The organism is Hoeflea prorocentri (genome assembly GCF_027944115.1).
In the GTDB taxonomy this organism is placed as follows: Bacteria; Pseudomonadota; Alphaproteobacteria; order Rhizobiales; family Rhizobiaceae; genus Hoeflea_A; species Hoeflea_A prorocentri.
The window spans coordinates 2,499,915-2,512,713 of record NZ_JAPJZI010000001.1; the positions used below are offsets into that span (position 1 = coordinate 2,499,915).

Annotated in this window: 15 protein-coding genes; 10 read left to right on the top strand and 5 right to left on the bottom strand. The window is 59.1% G+C overall.

Features of this window, described 5'->3' with window-relative positions:
* Positions 1–21 precede the first annotated feature (21 nt).
* Together OQ273_RS11710 and OQ273_RS11715 are read right to left on the bottom strand one after the other, a co-directional pair.
* Positions 22–786 carry an SOS response-associated peptidase gene (locus OQ273_RS11710; protein WP_267990684.1) on the bottom strand — a complete coding sequence of 255 codons (765 nt, stop codon included), beginning with the start codon at positions 784–786 and terminating at the stop codon, positions 22–24.
* Positions 787–792: 6 nt separating this feature from the next.
* Positions 793–1,350, bottom strand: a complete 558-nt coding sequence (locus OQ273_RS11715) for a DUF2799 domain-containing protein (protein ID WP_267990685.1) — start codon at positions 1,348–1,350, stop codon at positions 793–795.
* A gap of 94 nt (positions 1,351–1,444) precedes the next feature.
* Here OQ273_RS11715 and OQ273_RS11720 point away from each other — a divergent pair, with 94 nt between their 5' ends.
* The 9 genes from OQ273_RS11720 (at position 1,445) to OQ273_RS11760 (ending at position 7,699) form a co-directional block, all read left to right on the top strand.
* Complete coding sequence (locus OQ273_RS11720; protein WP_267990686.1) at positions 1,445–1,894, top strand: NUDIX hydrolase; 450 nt, start codon at positions 1,445–1,447, stop codon at positions 1,892–1,894.
* A 97-nt stretch (positions 1,895–1,991) separates the two neighbouring features.
* Entirely contained in the window at positions 1,992–2,990 is a 999-nt protein-coding gene (locus tag OQ273_RS11725) for a DUF3179 domain-containing protein (RefSeq protein WP_267990687.1), read from the top strand.
* Positions 2,991–3,068: 78 nt separating this feature from the next.
* Positions 3,069–3,452 (top strand): TIGR02301 family protein, encoded by a 384-nt coding sequence (locus OQ273_RS11730; RefSeq protein WP_267990688.1) that lies wholly within the window; start codon positions 3,069–3,071, stop codon positions 3,450–3,452.
* 99 nt (positions 3,453–3,551) lie between these two features.
* Positions 3,552–3,812: a hypothetical protein gene (locus OQ273_RS11735; RefSeq protein WP_267990689.1), complete on the top strand. Its 261-nt coding sequence runs from the start codon at positions 3,552–3,554 to the stop codon at positions 3,810–3,812.
* 40 nt (positions 3,813–3,852) lie between these two features.
* The gene (locus OQ273_RS11740) at positions 3,853–4,620 is read left to right on the top strand and encodes a hypothetical protein (RefSeq protein WP_267990690.1); all 768 of its coding nucleotides are present in this window, start codon (positions 3,853–3,855) and stop codon (positions 4,618–4,620) included.
* A gap of 75 nt (positions 4,621–4,695) precedes the next feature.
* Positions 4,696–5,547, top strand: coding sequence for a CAF17-like 4Fe-4S cluster assembly/insertion protein YgfZ (gene ygfZ, locus OQ273_RS11745; RefSeq protein ID WP_267990691.1), 852 nt, complete (start codon positions 4,696–4,698; stop codon positions 5,545–5,547).
* Between the two features lie 42 nt (positions 5,548–5,589).
* A complete protein-coding gene (locus OQ273_RS11750; protein ID WP_267993085.1) occupies positions 5,590–6,174 on the top strand; it encodes an HD family hydrolase in 585 nt (194 codons plus the stop codon).
* A gap of 14 nt (positions 6,175–6,188) precedes the next feature.
* Positions 6,189–6,704 carry a tyrosine phosphatase family protein gene (locus OQ273_RS11755; protein WP_267990692.1) on the top strand — a complete coding sequence of 172 codons (516 nt, stop codon included), beginning with the start codon at positions 6,189–6,191 and terminating at the stop codon, positions 6,702–6,704.
* 5 nt (positions 6,705–6,709) lie between these two features.
* A complete protein-coding gene (locus OQ273_RS11760) occupies positions 6,710–7,699 on the top strand; it encodes an NUDIX hydrolase (RefSeq protein WP_267990693.1) in 990 nt (329 codons plus the stop codon).
* A gap of 8 nt (positions 7,700–7,707) precedes the next feature.
* On the opposite strand, the gene nadC is transcribed toward OQ273_RS11760, so the two are convergent.
* The 3 genes from nadC to nadA are packed head-to-tail and all read right to left on the bottom strand — an operon-like array spanning position 7,708 to position 11,239.
* Complete coding sequence (nadC, locus tag OQ273_RS11765; RefSeq protein ID WP_267990694.1) at positions 7,708–8,565, bottom strand: carboxylating nicotinate-nucleotide diphosphorylase; 858 nt, start codon at positions 8,563–8,565, stop codon at positions 7,708–7,710.
* A complete protein-coding gene (locus OQ273_RS11770; protein ID WP_267990695.1) occupies positions 8,562–10,163 on the bottom strand; it encodes an L-aspartate oxidase in 1,602 nt (533 codons plus the stop codon). The genes nadC and OQ273_RS11770 overlap by 4 nt, the downstream gene beginning before the upstream one ends.
* Positions 10,160–11,239, bottom strand: a complete 1,080-nt coding sequence (nadA, locus tag OQ273_RS11775) for a quinolinate synthase NadA (protein ID WP_267990696.1) — start codon at positions 11,237–11,239, stop codon at positions 10,160–10,162. Before nadA ends, OQ273_RS11770 begins: the two co-directional genes overlap by 4 nt.
* A 331-nt stretch (positions 11,240–11,570) precedes the next feature.
* Between nadA and OQ273_RS11780 the strand changes: the two genes are divergently transcribed.
* Positions 11,571–12,794 (top strand): MFS transporter, encoded by a 1,224-nt coding sequence (locus tag OQ273_RS11780; RefSeq protein WP_267990697.1) that lies wholly within the window; start codon positions 11,571–11,573, stop codon positions 12,792–12,794.
* Positions 12,795–12,799: the final 5 nt, after the last annotated feature.

A 12,799-nucleotide genomic window follows, 5' to 3' on the forward strand; every position in this document is an offset into this window, starting at 1 on the left:
AATCGCTTTGAGAGAGACGCTCTAGAACAGCGACATTTGAGTGTCGGTATCGGCGCTTCTAGCAGAATTCTGCGATCCGTCATCAGATAATTCTATCGGTTCTTGCAGATCACGGCCCATATTCGCCGCCTTGTTGACCTTGTCGGACACAGGCACAGCCTCGAAAAAATCCGGATCAACCGGAGCAAGGAGCTCGGCGATGTGACGCGGCTCGAAATTGCGGCAGTCCAGCCAACGGCTGAAATCCCGGGGTCGGATGACCACCGGCATGCGGTGATGGATATGGCTCAATGCGGCATTTGCCTTGGTCGTCAGAACCGCGGCGGTCTCGACTTGCGATCCGTCTGCTGCAAGCAGCGAATCCATCACCCCTGCAAATGCAATCAGGCTGCCGTCTCGTGGCCGCACCCAATAGGCCTGCGGCTTCTGCCGGCCCTCCCGCTTCCATTCGTAGAAACCGGAGGCCGGGATCAGAACCCGCCAGTGGCGCATCGGACCGCGGAAGGATGCCTTTTCCGCGGCCGTTTCGGAGCGGGCGTTGATCAGCAGCGGGAAGTCCCTCGGATCCTTCACCCAGGAGGGTATCAGCCCCCAGCGAACCAGGCGCACACGCCTGTCAGGAAGGTTGCTGCCGGGCTCGCGTCCAGTGCCGTCGCCGGCAATGACGACAAGAACAGGTTGCGTCGGAGCGATATTGTAACGCGGCTCGTGACGTTCCATTTCCTGAAGCTCGAACAGAGCTTCGATCTCGTCGGCAGAATGGATGAGTGAAAAGCGCCCGCACATCAGAGCCTACCTCGCATAGGCGATGGCGTCGGCCTCTCGCTCCGCATCGCGCAGATTGGCTTGTGCCTGGAACAAGTCGTTTTGCTTGATGATAAGCCGCGACTGGATGCGAACCAGTTCCTTCTGGTCTGACACGTCCGACAGCGAGCGCTCAAGTTCCTCGATTTCCCGCCTGACCCGGTCGCGCTCCTGGCCAGCGTCATAAACACGCTTTCCCACCGAATAGGTCCGCAGGAACCCGGGAGCCAGATCGACCGGGCAGGCGTTGGCGTAGCTTTTTCCGGCTTTGCCGACCAGCAAGCCGTTTTGCGGCGTGCAGTATTGCCTTATGCCCTGCTCCCATCCGGCGCGCCAGGCAGTGCCGTCGACCGGCAAGCCATAGGCTGAACAGGCCTTCTGATGCTCGACAATGAAAGACGATGCCTTGCCCTGCTGACCGTTGCGCTCACCGAGATCGCGCCAATTGGTGGTCTCACATTCGGCTTCGTTGAGGGTCGCGCAAGCCGAGAGAGCCAGCGGAAGGACCAGCATCAGCGCTGCCAGCTTCAATGCACTCGATCTCATGGCGCACCCCCGGACTGTTTCGTTATGAAGAAATTCAATAGGATGATTCGCCGAGCGAAAACCAGAAACATGCGCTTTGAAAGGTCACCAGAGCATGGATTATCCCCGGATCGCTGTTTCAACCATCGTCAAGCGCGCGGAGCGCTACCTGCTCGTGTTGCGTGCATCGGGCCAGGCGAGCGGTTATTACGCCTTCCCCGGCGGCAAGGTCGAGGCGGGAGAAACCCTGTCCCAGGCGGCGCTGCGCGAGTTGCAGGAAGAAACCGGAATCTGCGGCGAGAATCCGCGCTTCTTCAGGCTCTATGACCTGATTTCCCACAACACAAACGGTTCCGTGGAGAGCCATTATGTCCTGGCTGTCCATCTGGTTGATGCCGATAACGGCCAGGAGGCAATTGCCGCCGACGATGCGGCCGACGCAGGCTGGTATTCGGCAAGCGAGGCGCTGTCCCTGCCGGTCCCGCCGAGCGTGCGCGAATGCATCGATTACCTGGAAGCCAACGGACCCGTGGCGCAACTGCGCGCCCTGACGATGGAGGCCTGAGACCGGATCGTGCGCCGGATCAAGCGATTGTGAGAAGCGTTATATGGCTGCCCGCCCGGCGCGTTGGTAGATTGCCTCTACAAAACCGGAGGGTTCCATGGCAGCCAGTTTCCCCCTTATCAGGCCCCTTGGCGGCCTCGTCGCGGCATTGTTACTGACCACAGGCTTTGCATCGGCAAACCCGGACAGCTGGGCCCGCGAGGGCTGGAAGACGGATTTTTCAAAACATTCAATTGATTACAACGAAATCCTATCGGGCGGCCCACCGAAAGATGGCATTCCTTCGATCGACGATCCGCAATTCGTGACGGTATCGCAGGCCGATAATCTGGAAGATGTTGAACCCGTCATGGGCCTTGAGATCAACGGCGATGCCCGGGCCTATCCGCTGCGCATCCTGATGTGGCACGAGATCGTCAACGACACGGTCGGCGATATGCCGGTTGCCGTGACCTATTGCCCCTTGTGCAACGCCGCTCTTGTCTTCGACCGGCGGATCGACGGTTCCGCCGACACATTCGGTACGACAGGCAAGCTGAGAAACTCCGATCTGGTGATGTATGACCGGGGCAGCGAGAGCTGGTGGCAGCAGTTTACAGGCGAAGCCATCGCCGGAGAAAAAACCGGAACGAAGCTTGCCCTTGTCCCGTCACGGCTGGAATCCTGGAAAAACTTCAGGGCTCGCCATCCGGACGGTAAAGTGCTGGTGCCCAATAATGAGCGTATGCGCAATTACGGCGCCAATCCCTACCAGGGTTACGACACGCTCAACCGGCCGTTTTTGTTTTCCGGCGAGTTGCCCAAGGATATTCACCCGATGGCCAGGGTCGTGGTGGTGCGCGACGGTGGCGAGCCGATCGCCGTTTCCATGTTGAAGGTCCGAGAAGAAGGCTCGCTGAAACGCCGGGGCGTAACAATCAGTTGGGAGGAAGGTCAGTCTTCCGCGCTCGACAGCGGCGTTATCGCCAAGGGTCGTGATGTCGGCAACATCACCGTTCAAAAGGACGGCCAGGATGTGCCCTACGATGTTACCTTTGCATTTGTCGCCAACGCTTTTCTGCCCGACACCCCGATTGAAAAGGCGAACAGCGAGTAGCGGGCCTTGGCCGAAGCGGCAGCCTTACCGGCAAAGCCGTGCTTTCGCGGACCGGTCGTTTCATGCTAGGGCAGCGCCATGACCCGTGCGAACAGATTGCGATATGTATTTGCTGCCGCCCTTTGCCTGGCGGTAACGACGCCGGCTACCGCACAAACGGTGCAACCGCCCTACGAGGCGCGGCTGATCCGGCTTTCAGAAATCGTCGGCTCCGTGCACTACCTGCGCACCCTGTGCCTGAAGACGGACGAGGGCTGGCGCACGAAAATGCAGGCGCTCATAGACCTTGAGGCGACCGATCCGGAGCGGCGCGCCCGCTTTGTCGCCGCATTCAACAAAGGATACCGGTCCTTCGCCTCGGTCCATCGCAAATGCAACACTGTGGCGATTGAAGCCGAAGAACTCTACCGTAAGCAGGGCCTTGAGCTTGCATCGGAGATCATAGCGCGCTACGGAAATTAACGGTCCATTAACCTGATAACCCGACGTACCGCTTTGGACATAAAATGCGTGCTACGTTGGGTTCGGGAAGTTGTGGAGATGTGATCTCCAGGTGGTGTTATGACGGAATCCTATTTGTCCGACATTGACGAGATGATCGTCTATGAGAAAATGCAGGCTGCCCTTGAGCATCAAAACGATGCCTGGGCGGAGGGCTTTGCCGATGGAATCGAGCCCGAGATCATTGCCGATGCAGCCATAGTGACGGTTATGCGGGAAACCGTGAAACTGTTTGGCGAAGACGCAACGGAGGCCATGCTTGAAGACTTGAAGCAGCGCCTGCTGACAGGGGAATTTTCACCGGAACGCCTGATACAATAGATCAGACGCAACCGGTGAAGCACAGGGAGCCGGATCGGGCATGGGGAAAGTGCGGGGAGCCAAGCACCTTGCAGGATTGGCGGTTTTGTCGATCTCCTTGTGCAGCTACGCCTCGAATTCTTTCGCCTCCACTGCAATCGACCCTGAGCAGTCGATCCAGCCACCAGCATCGCCCCTTACGCTTGCCCTCAGTGAGATCGGTGAGGCTGAACCCGGCGATACGGGCGAACCGGCAGTTGAAAATGTCGAACCCGGTCTCTCAATCGATCCGGACTCGACGTCCGAAGACAGTTTCGAAACAGGCGTTACGGTTGATGAGACCCACCCCGACACCGGGCAAGAGGTGACCGTTTCATACGATATGGACAAGCTGCCGGCGCCTGTCAGGCGCATGCGCGAACTGATCGTGGAAGCCGCCGTAAAGGGTGACATTGAGGGCCTGCGGCCGCTGCTTGGAACCGGAATAACCCGAACGCAGCTTTCCATCACCGGCAATGACGGCGATCCCATTGATTATCTCAGGGAGAACTCGGGCGATGGCGAGGGACAGGAAGTCCTTGCGATATTGCTCGATATCTTCAGCGCAGGTTATGTTCATCTCGATGCGGGCGAACCGACCGAGATTTATTTGTGGCCCTATTTTTACGCCATGCCGCTGGACAAGCTCGACAACCGGCAAAAGGTTGAACTCTTCCGGATCATCACCGCAGGCGACTATCAGGATATGCAGGATTTCGGCGCGTATATCTTCTATCGGACCGGAATCGGCCCCGAAGGCGACTGGAAATTTTTCGTCGCGGGCGATTGACCGCGAAACCGCCCTTGCCCGGCGACGGTGTTCGGACTACCTACGAATTGCCCGGCAATCAAAAATGGAAATCCAATGCGTTGCGTCACACTTGCAGACAGGACACTGGTTCGCATCGCAGGCGATGATGCTCAACACTTCCTGCAGGATGTGGTGTCCTGCGGCGTTGAGGATTTGCCGCATGGCGAGGCCAGACCCGGCGCGCTGTTGAGCCCGCAGGGTAAAATCCTGTTTGCTTTCCTGATCTCCCGCGAAGGCGATGACGGTTTTGTCTTCGAGCTTGATCGCGGCGCGGTTCAGCCGTTCATGCAGCGCATGACCATGTATCGGCTGCGTGTAAAAGCCGATATTGAAGAGCTGACCGACCGGCCCGTTCAGGCCGTCTGGGACAGCGCGCACCAGGAAGGCTGGTTGCGTGACCGCCGTTTCCAGGGCTCGCAGGCCGCCTTTCGCGCCTATGGCCAGGGGCTGGCAGAGACCGCTTCGCTGAGTGACTATGATTTGCTGCGTATTGAAAACGGCGTTTGCGAGGATGGTTCCGATTACCTCCTTGGCGATGCGTTTCCCCATGACGTGCTGATGGACCTTAATGAAGGTGTTTCCTTCAGTAAGGGGTGTTTTGTGGGACAAGAAGTGGTCTCACGCATGCAGCACCGGGGCACCGCAAGGCGGCGGATCGCAATCGTAGAAGCCTCCTCCCCTCTGCCTGAAACCGGCGCACCCCTGACGGTCAACGGACGTGCCGTCGGCTCGCTCGGGACCGTTCATGCCCGAACGGGTCTTGCGCTTGTGCGCACGGATAAGGTCGCCGCTGCGCTGGCGGACAAGGCACCGGTCCTCGCCGATGACACCGAGGTCTCGGTTCGGCTTCCCGAATGGACCGGTCTCTCGCTGCAACCGGCTGACTCGGCCAAGAACGGGGACTGAGGCAACGTGTCAGGCCCTCCCAATTCCCGCGCCTGGCAAAGGATGCTTTCAGGCCGCCGGCTGGATCTGATCGATCCGTCGCCGCTCGATATTGAAATTGCCGACATCGCCCACGGCCTTGCACGGGTCGCGCGCTGGAACGGGCAGACAACCGGGGAACATGCTTTCACCGTGGCCCAGCACTCGCTCATTGTCGAAGAGATTTTTAAACGGCTGAAACCTGCTGCAACCATGGAAGAATGCCTGACCGCCTTGCTTCACGATGCACCGGAATATGTGATCGGCGATATGATTTCTCCGTTCAAGGCCATCATGGGCGGCGACTACAAGAAGGTTGAAAAACGCCTTGAGGAGGCCGTCCACCTTCGATTTTCGCTCGCGGCTGAGACGCCGAAGGGCCTCAAGGCGCTGATCAAGCGCGCGGACCGGATTTCGGCCTTTTTCGAGGCCACAAGCCTCGCCGGTTTTTCCGAGAGCGAGGCCGCCAAACTCTTTGGACGTCCACGCGGGATCAGCCGTGATATGATAGCGCTCGATCCGCTGCCGGCCGGTGATGTGCAAAAGGCCTTTGTCGACCGGTTCGAGATGCTTGAGGCGTCCCGGTCGATCAACGACCGGCAAAACTGAGAAAGGGTTGAGCGATGCCCAATCTCGTTATCTGTCCCCTCTCGAGGCTGGCAACGACCGCGGCGGCTAGCGGCGCCCGCGAGATGGTGACATTGCTGTCGAACCAGAATGAAATGAACCGGCCGGCCGGCATCTTGCCGGAGCGTCATCTGTTCCTCGACATGAACGATATCAGCATCAAGGTCGATGGCCTGCAGGAACCTCAGACTGTTCATATTTCCAGGCTGATCGAATTTGCCGGCCAGTGGGACCGATCCGCACCGCTGCTTGTTCATTGCTGGATGGGGATTTCACGGTCGACCGCTGCGGCCTATATCATCGCGGCTTCGCTCAATCCGCACAATGATGAGGTGGTTTTGGCCCAGGAACTGCGAAAACGTTCACCATCGGCAACGCCGAACGCCCGCATGATCATGCTGGCTGACCGGGTCCTGTCGCGTGACGGCCGCATGGTTGAGGCAATACGCGATATCGGACGCGGTGCAGACGCCTATGAGGGGGAACCTTTCGCCTTCCCCCTGGAGGTTTGATCGCAATGGACACTGGCTCAACCGCCGTCGAGATCGGCCTCAACGCGGCCATTGTGACCGTCGAGGGAGGCGCGCCTCAAATATTGGTCGTCTCAAAGGATATCACCGGGGATGACGGAACCGCCCTGCCCGACGGCCTGCCGCTCGGCTCGTTCGACCCTTTGCGCCATGGCACGTTCGAAACCGGACTGCGCGCCTCGGTGGAGGAGCAGACCGCGCTGCATCTGGGCTATGTGGAGCAGCTCTATACATTCGGCGACCGTGGCCGTCATAAGCAGCCGGAAGATGTCGACCTGCACATCGTCTCCGTCGGTTATCTTGCGCTGACACGCAATGACGGGGAGCAGACCGGCGTGCTTGAACGCAACGGAGCCCTGTGGCGCAACTGGTATGGCTATCTGCCGTGGGAAGACTGGAGAAGCGGCAGGCCGGACATTCTGGACGAAACCATTTTGCCGGCGCTTTCCGCCTGGGCGACCCGGCCTGAAAAAGATAGGTCCCGCCGCCTGCCCAACCGCCATTCCCGCCTGCGCCTTGCTTTCGGTCAGGGAGATTTTCCATGGGACGAGGAGCGCGTGCTGGAGCGCTACGAATTGCTTTACGAAGCCGGGCTCGTCGAGGAGGCCGTGAGCGACGGCCGGATTGCATCAACCGACCTCGATTGTCCGCTCGGCCGGCCCATGCGCTTTGATCACCGGCGTATTCTCGCAACCGCCATGGCGCGGTTGCGCGGCAAGCTCAAATACCGCCCGGTCATCTTTGAGCTGATGCCGCCGGAATTCACGCTGACCGATCTCCAGTCCACCGTCGAGGCGATTTCCGGGCGGCATCTGCACAAGCAGAACTTCCGCCGTCTTGTCGAGGGTGCGCAGTTGGTGGAATCAACCGGGGCAACCAGTACCGCGACCGGTGGGCGCCCCGCTGCCCTTTATCGTTTCCGACGCGAAATCCTTGAAGAACGCCCCGCACCCGGGATCAAGTTCGGCGGCAGATAATCGCCGGATTATCCGATGTGAATATCAAGTCCGAAATCAAGCGCCGGAGCGGCCATGGTGATCCTGGATGTCGAGATATAGTCGACACCTGTCTCGGCGACGGCAGCGATCGTCGTCAGGTCAATGCCGCCCGATGCTTCCAGCACCGCCCGACCGGCATTCATTTCCACGGCCTGCGCCAATATTGCTGGCGGCATATTGTCAAGAAGCACCGCATCCGGCCCGGCCTCCAGCGCTTCAGCAAGCTGATCGAGCGTATCGACCTCAACCTCGATCCGGACCATATGTCCGTTGTGCGCCTTTGCAGCTCGGATGGCCTGCCCGACACCGCCGGAAACAGCAATATGGTTGTCCTTGATCAGCACCGCATCATCCAGTCCGAAACGGTGATTGACACCGCCGCCGCAGCGCACGGCGTATTTTTCAAGCACGCGCAGACCCGGCAGGGTTTTCCTGGTGCAGCACACCCGCGCCTTGGTATGGGCGATTGCCTTGGCATAGTGCGATGTCAGCGTTGCAACGCCGGAAAGATGCATCAGGAAATTCAGCGCAACCCTTTCGGCTCCAAGCAGAGCGCGGGCATTGCCTTCGATCTTGGCTATCGTTGCGCCCGCCTCGACCGTGTCCCCGTCGTCGAATTTCAACTCGACTGAGGCACCCGAATCCATGGCCTTGAAAGCATGGGCAGCAAGCGGCAATCCGGCGACGATACCGGATTCACGCGCCGCGATAACGGTCGATGCCCGCACATCTTGGGAGATCGTTGCCTTGCTGGTGATGTCTCCCGCACGGCCGAAATCCTCTTCCAGGGCATTGCGTACGCTGCGCTCAATATGCAGTGAAGAAAGGGATAAGGCGTTGTTCATCCGGCCACCTTCTCGCATGCTCGGCTTATGACAGCATCGGCCTCAGGCCGCGTCAGATAGGTTCGGCGTTGCCACTGCGGTTTTGTATCCGGCTTGTCCGAACGAAAATGGCCGCCACGGCTTTCCTCGCGCAGCAGTGCGCCGGCGACGACAAACTTCGCGGTCGTCAGCATATTGCCGAAACGGGCCTTGTCATTGTCTTCCTCAAGCTCGGCAATTGTCCGTGCGGCACGGGTCAATCCATCAAGATCACGCACGACGCCCACATATTCGCTCATCGTTTGCCGTAGTCGCCGCATCGCAGCGCTGTCGTTTTCCGTCACGATGTCATCCGACTCATCCGCGGGGCTCGCCCAATTGTCGCATTTCGAAGCTGGCAACAGGCCTTGTATATCCTCGGCAATGCGTCCGGCGAACACCACCGCTTCCAGCAGCGAGTTTGACGCCAGCCGGTTGGCGCCATGGGCGCCCGTCGAGGTCACCTCGCCCGCCGCCCAAAGACCGTCCAGCGATGTACGCCCATCCGCATCCACCAGCACGCCGCCCATGTGATAATGAGCTGCCGGAATGACCGGAATTGGCTGACGCACCGGGTCGATCCCGGCCTCCTGGCAGGATTTATAGACTGTCGGAAAATGATCCTTAAAGGACGGTCCGATGGCCTTGGTGCAATCCAGAAAGGCGCCTCTTCCCGCCTTGACTTCCGAAAAAATTCCGCGCGCGACGATGTCGCGTGGTGCAAGTTCGGCATCGTCATGAATATCGGTCATAAAGCGATGGCCGGATGCATTGACCAGCGTTGCGCCTTCGCCGCGCAGAGCCTCCGTCGCCAGGGGCGCGGGATCGCCGCCCACATCGATTGCCGTCGGGTGGAACTGCACGAACTCCGGGTCGGCGATGACGGCGCCTGCCCGTGCAGCCATGCCGGTTCCGCCGCCCTTCGACTGAGACGGGTTTGTCGTCACCGCGTAAAGGTGCCCGATGCCGCCGGTACACAGGACAACGGCACGGGTCGGAAAGGCGAGCCGGTGCGTTGCACGGCCGCTGCCGGGCCTTGCGACCACACCGGTCACATAGCGTCCCTCAGTCGTCAGCTTCTCGACGACATAGCCTTCCAGCAGGCGAATGGACGGTGTCTTTCGCACCGCCGCAATCAGGGCTTCCATGATGGCTTTGCCGGCCATATCTCCGCGTACACCAACGACCCGGCTTTCGCGGTGGGCTGCTTCCCGAGTGACGGCAAGGCGGCCTTCCAGATCCCGGTCGAACGGAACGCCATATCTGAGAAGATCGTCAATGCGTGCCGGACCTTCAGCGATCATCGTACGGGCAATCTTCTCATCGACAATGCCGGCACCGGCCTTGATCGTGTCCTCAAGGTGCTTTTCGATGGTGTCGCCGGGGCTGACGGCCGCCGCGATTCCGGCCTGCGCCCAGCCGGACGATGCGCCGGTTCCGACCGGCGCAGCCGCCAGGACAGAAACGGGCCGTGGCGCAAGTTTCAACGCACAAAATAGGCCGGCAAGACCGCCGCCGACGATGACAACATCGTCAATACCGGTCCAGGAATGCGGGGAGAAGGCTGCAGGGCCGTTCATTTTCCCAGATTGACCATGCGCTCGACCGAACGCCGCGCCCGCTCGGCAATGTCCGGATCGATTGTGACTTCCTCTTTCATATGAACAAGGCTGTCGAGGATCTTCGGCAAGGTGATGCGCTTCATGTGCGGGCAAAGATTACAGGGTTTGACGAACTCCACACCCGGCGTCTCCGCTTCGATATTGGACGCCATGGAACATTCGGTCACAAGAAGCACCTTCTTGGGCTTCTCGTCCCGGACATAGTTGATCATGCCCGATGTCGAACCTGAATAATCACACACGTCGATCACATCGGGATGGCATTCCGGATGGCCGATGATCTGAATGTTCGGATCGGCCTCCTTGTAGGCCAGCAGTTCCTCGGCGGTGAAGCGCTCATGCACCTCACAGTGACCTTTCCATGTCAGGATCTTCTTTTTCGTCTGCTTGGCGATATTCATCGCCAGATATTCGTCGGGAATGCAAAAAACGGTGTCTTCTTCAAGACTTTCGACAATTGCCAGCGCATTGGACGAGGTGCAGCAAATATCGGTCTCGGCTTTTACGTCGGCCGAGGTGTTGACATATGTGACGACCGGGACGCCCGGGTTGGCCTGCTTCAGACGCCGTACATCTTCACCGGTGATCGATTCCGACAGAGAGCAACCAGCCTTCATATCCGGTATCAAAACCGTCTTTTCCGGATTGAGGAGCTTTGATGTCTCGGCCATGAAATGAACGCCGCATTGGACGATAATCTCGGCGTCGACATTGCCGGCCTCGCGGGCAAGCTGCAGGCTGTCGCCGACAATATCGGACACACAATGGAAAATTTCCGGCGTCTGGTAATTGTGGGCGAGGATGACCGCGCCGCGTTCCTTCTTCAGCCGGTTGATGGCATGGATGTAAGGCGCGAATACCGGCCATTCTATCGCCGGAATGTGATCCTTGACCCGCTCGTAGAGATGCTCCGTTTCACGCGCGACCGCGGGCGTGAAGTCCAGATCGGGCATGCCAACCTCGCCAAACCGCTCAAGCGCGGTGGTGGCCGGCTCCCCTTTCCATGCATGACCTGGCGTGTGGAGGATATTCATCGCGCCGCTCCTTTGCCAACCGGACAAGAACTGCCCGGTTATCTGAATTTTTCTCACTTTTGCTCATACTGAGCATAAGTGAGACCGAAAAAACACCGGCAGCGCCGGATGTCTCTTAAATAATGTCCGCCGCAACCATTTGCAAGCCGAAATGGCCCGCCGGACCAATTATGGTGCTAAATATAATCTGACCATCTGATCAACGTTTTTGATGGGTTGCTCAAAAATCCTGCTTTGACAGACCGCCAGAAACGGGCCTAGCTTCGCGCGGTCAGGCGCAGTCTTCCCGCGCTGTTACCGAATGATTCGACCTGGTTCGAAAGGAAGATGTGTGACGGGCAAACCAGCAAGGGCAGACTTTCCGTGGCTCATCGTCGCCTGCGGATGTTTGATCGCGGCCCTCACCTTCGGCCCGCGTTCGGCGATGGGTTTCTTTCAGTTGCCGATGCTGGCGGAGACAGGGTGGGACCGTACGACGTTCGGCCTCGCCATGGCGTTACAGAATCTGTGCTGGGGTCTGGGACAACCGATATTCGGAGCTATAGCCGATAGATTCGGCACATGGCGTGTTCTTGCAATCGGGGCTTTGCTCTATGCGGCCGGCCTTTATTTGATGGCCATTGCCGACGCACCGCTGTTGCTTCACATCGGCGGAGGCGTTTTGATCGGCCTCGGCGTTGCAGCGGGTTCTTTCGGCATCGTGCTCGCGGCTCTTGCCCGCAATGTGGCCCCGGAAGATAGATCGTTTGCATTCGGGCTTGGCACGGCGGCGGGCTCGGCAGGCATGTTTGTGTTCGCACCGATAACGCAGGGTTTGATTGATACGGTCGGCTGGTCGGATGCCTTGATCTACCTGGCGATTGCCATGCTCATCGTGCCGGTGCTGGCGGCGTCTTTGCGCGGCAATGCCAAATCATCGCCCACGTCCGGTGACGATATCGAACAGACAGCGCGAGAAGCTTTACGGGAGGCATTTGCTTACCGCGGCTATGTGCTCCTGACTGCCGGTTTTTTTGTTTGTGGCTTCCATGTGGCCTTCATTGCCGCCCACTTTCCGGCTTATGTCAGCGATATCGGCTTATCGGCGAACTATGCGGTCCTTGCCATCGCGCTCATCGGCTTCTTCAACATTATCGGCTCGCTGGCAGCAGGCGTGATAGGCCAGCACTATCCAAAGCCCATGTTTCTGGTTTGGATCTATCTGAGCCGTGCAGCTCTTATCACCGTCTTCCTGTTGCTGCCGAAGAGCGGAACGTCGGTAATCATCTTTTCCCTGGGGATGGGTTTTCTTTGGCTCTCGACGGTACCGCCGACCAATGCGCTCGTGGCCGTCATGTTCGGTGTTCGTCATCTCGGCATGCTTGGCGGAATCGTCTTTCTTTCCCACCAGATCGGCTCGTTCCTCGGCGTCTGGCTGGGTGGGGTGCTCTACGACCGCTTCGGCAGTTTCGATCCGGTCTGGTGGCTTGGCGTCGTACTGGGTCTGTTGGCGGCCATCATTCACTGGCCCATCCGTGAAGAAGCGGCTCCACGGGCCGTGCCCGCTGCCGAATAAGGAAG

Bases quoted from the DNA above. Each gene is read 5' to 3' on its own strand.
- OQ273_RS11755 (WP_267990692.1), top strand. From the start codon at position 6,189: ATGCCCAATCTCGTTATCTGTCCCCTCTCGAGGCTGGCAACGACCGCG.
- OQ273_RS11750 (WP_267993085.1), top strand. From the start codon at position 5,590: ATGCTTTCAGGCCGCCGGCTGGATCTGATCGATCCGTCGCCGCTCGAT.
- ygfZ (WP_267990691.1), top strand. From the start codon at position 4,696: ATGCGTTGCGTCACACTTGCAGACAGGACACTGGTTCGCATCGCAGGC.
- OQ273_RS11735 (WP_267990689.1), top strand. From the start codon at position 3,552: ATGACGGAATCCTATTTGTCCGACATTGACGAGATGATCGTCTATGAG.
- OQ273_RS11720 (WP_267990686.1), top strand. From the start codon at position 1,445: ATGGATTATCCCCGGATCGCTGTTTCAACCATCGTCAAGCGCGCGGAG.
- OQ273_RS11760 (WP_267990693.1), top strand. From the start codon at position 6,710: ATGGACACTGGCTCAACCGCCGTCGAGATCGGCCTCAACGCGGCCATT.
- OQ273_RS11770 (WP_267990695.1), bottom strand. From the start codon at position 10,163: ATGAACGGCCCTGCAGCCTTCTCCCCGCATTCCTGGACCGGTATTGAC.
- OQ273_RS11740 (WP_267990690.1), top strand. From the start codon at position 3,853: ATGGGGAAAGTGCGGGGAGCCAAGCACCTTGCAGGATTGGCGGTTTTG.
- OQ273_RS11725 (WP_267990687.1), top strand. From the start codon at position 1,992: ATGGCAGCCAGTTTCCCCCTTATCAGGCCCCTTGGCGGCCTCGTCGCG.
- OQ273_RS11730 (WP_267990688.1), top strand. From the start codon at position 3,069: ATGACCCGTGCGAACAGATTGCGATATGTATTTGCTGCCGCCCTTTGC.
- OQ273_RS11710 (WP_267990684.1), bottom strand. From the start codon at position 786: ATGTGCGGGCGCTTTTCACTCATCCATTCTGCCGACGAGATCGAAGCT.
- OQ273_RS11715 (WP_267990685.1), bottom strand. From the start codon at position 1,350: ATGAGATCGAGTGCATTGAAGCTGGCAGCGCTGATGCTGGTCCTTCCG.
- nadC (WP_267990694.1), bottom strand. From the start codon at position 8,565: ATGAACAACGCCTTATCCCTTTCTTCACTGCATATTGAGCGCAGCGTA.
- nadA (WP_267990696.1), bottom strand. From the start codon at position 11,239: ATGAATATCCTCCACACGCCAGGTCATGCATGGAAAGGGGAGCCGGCC.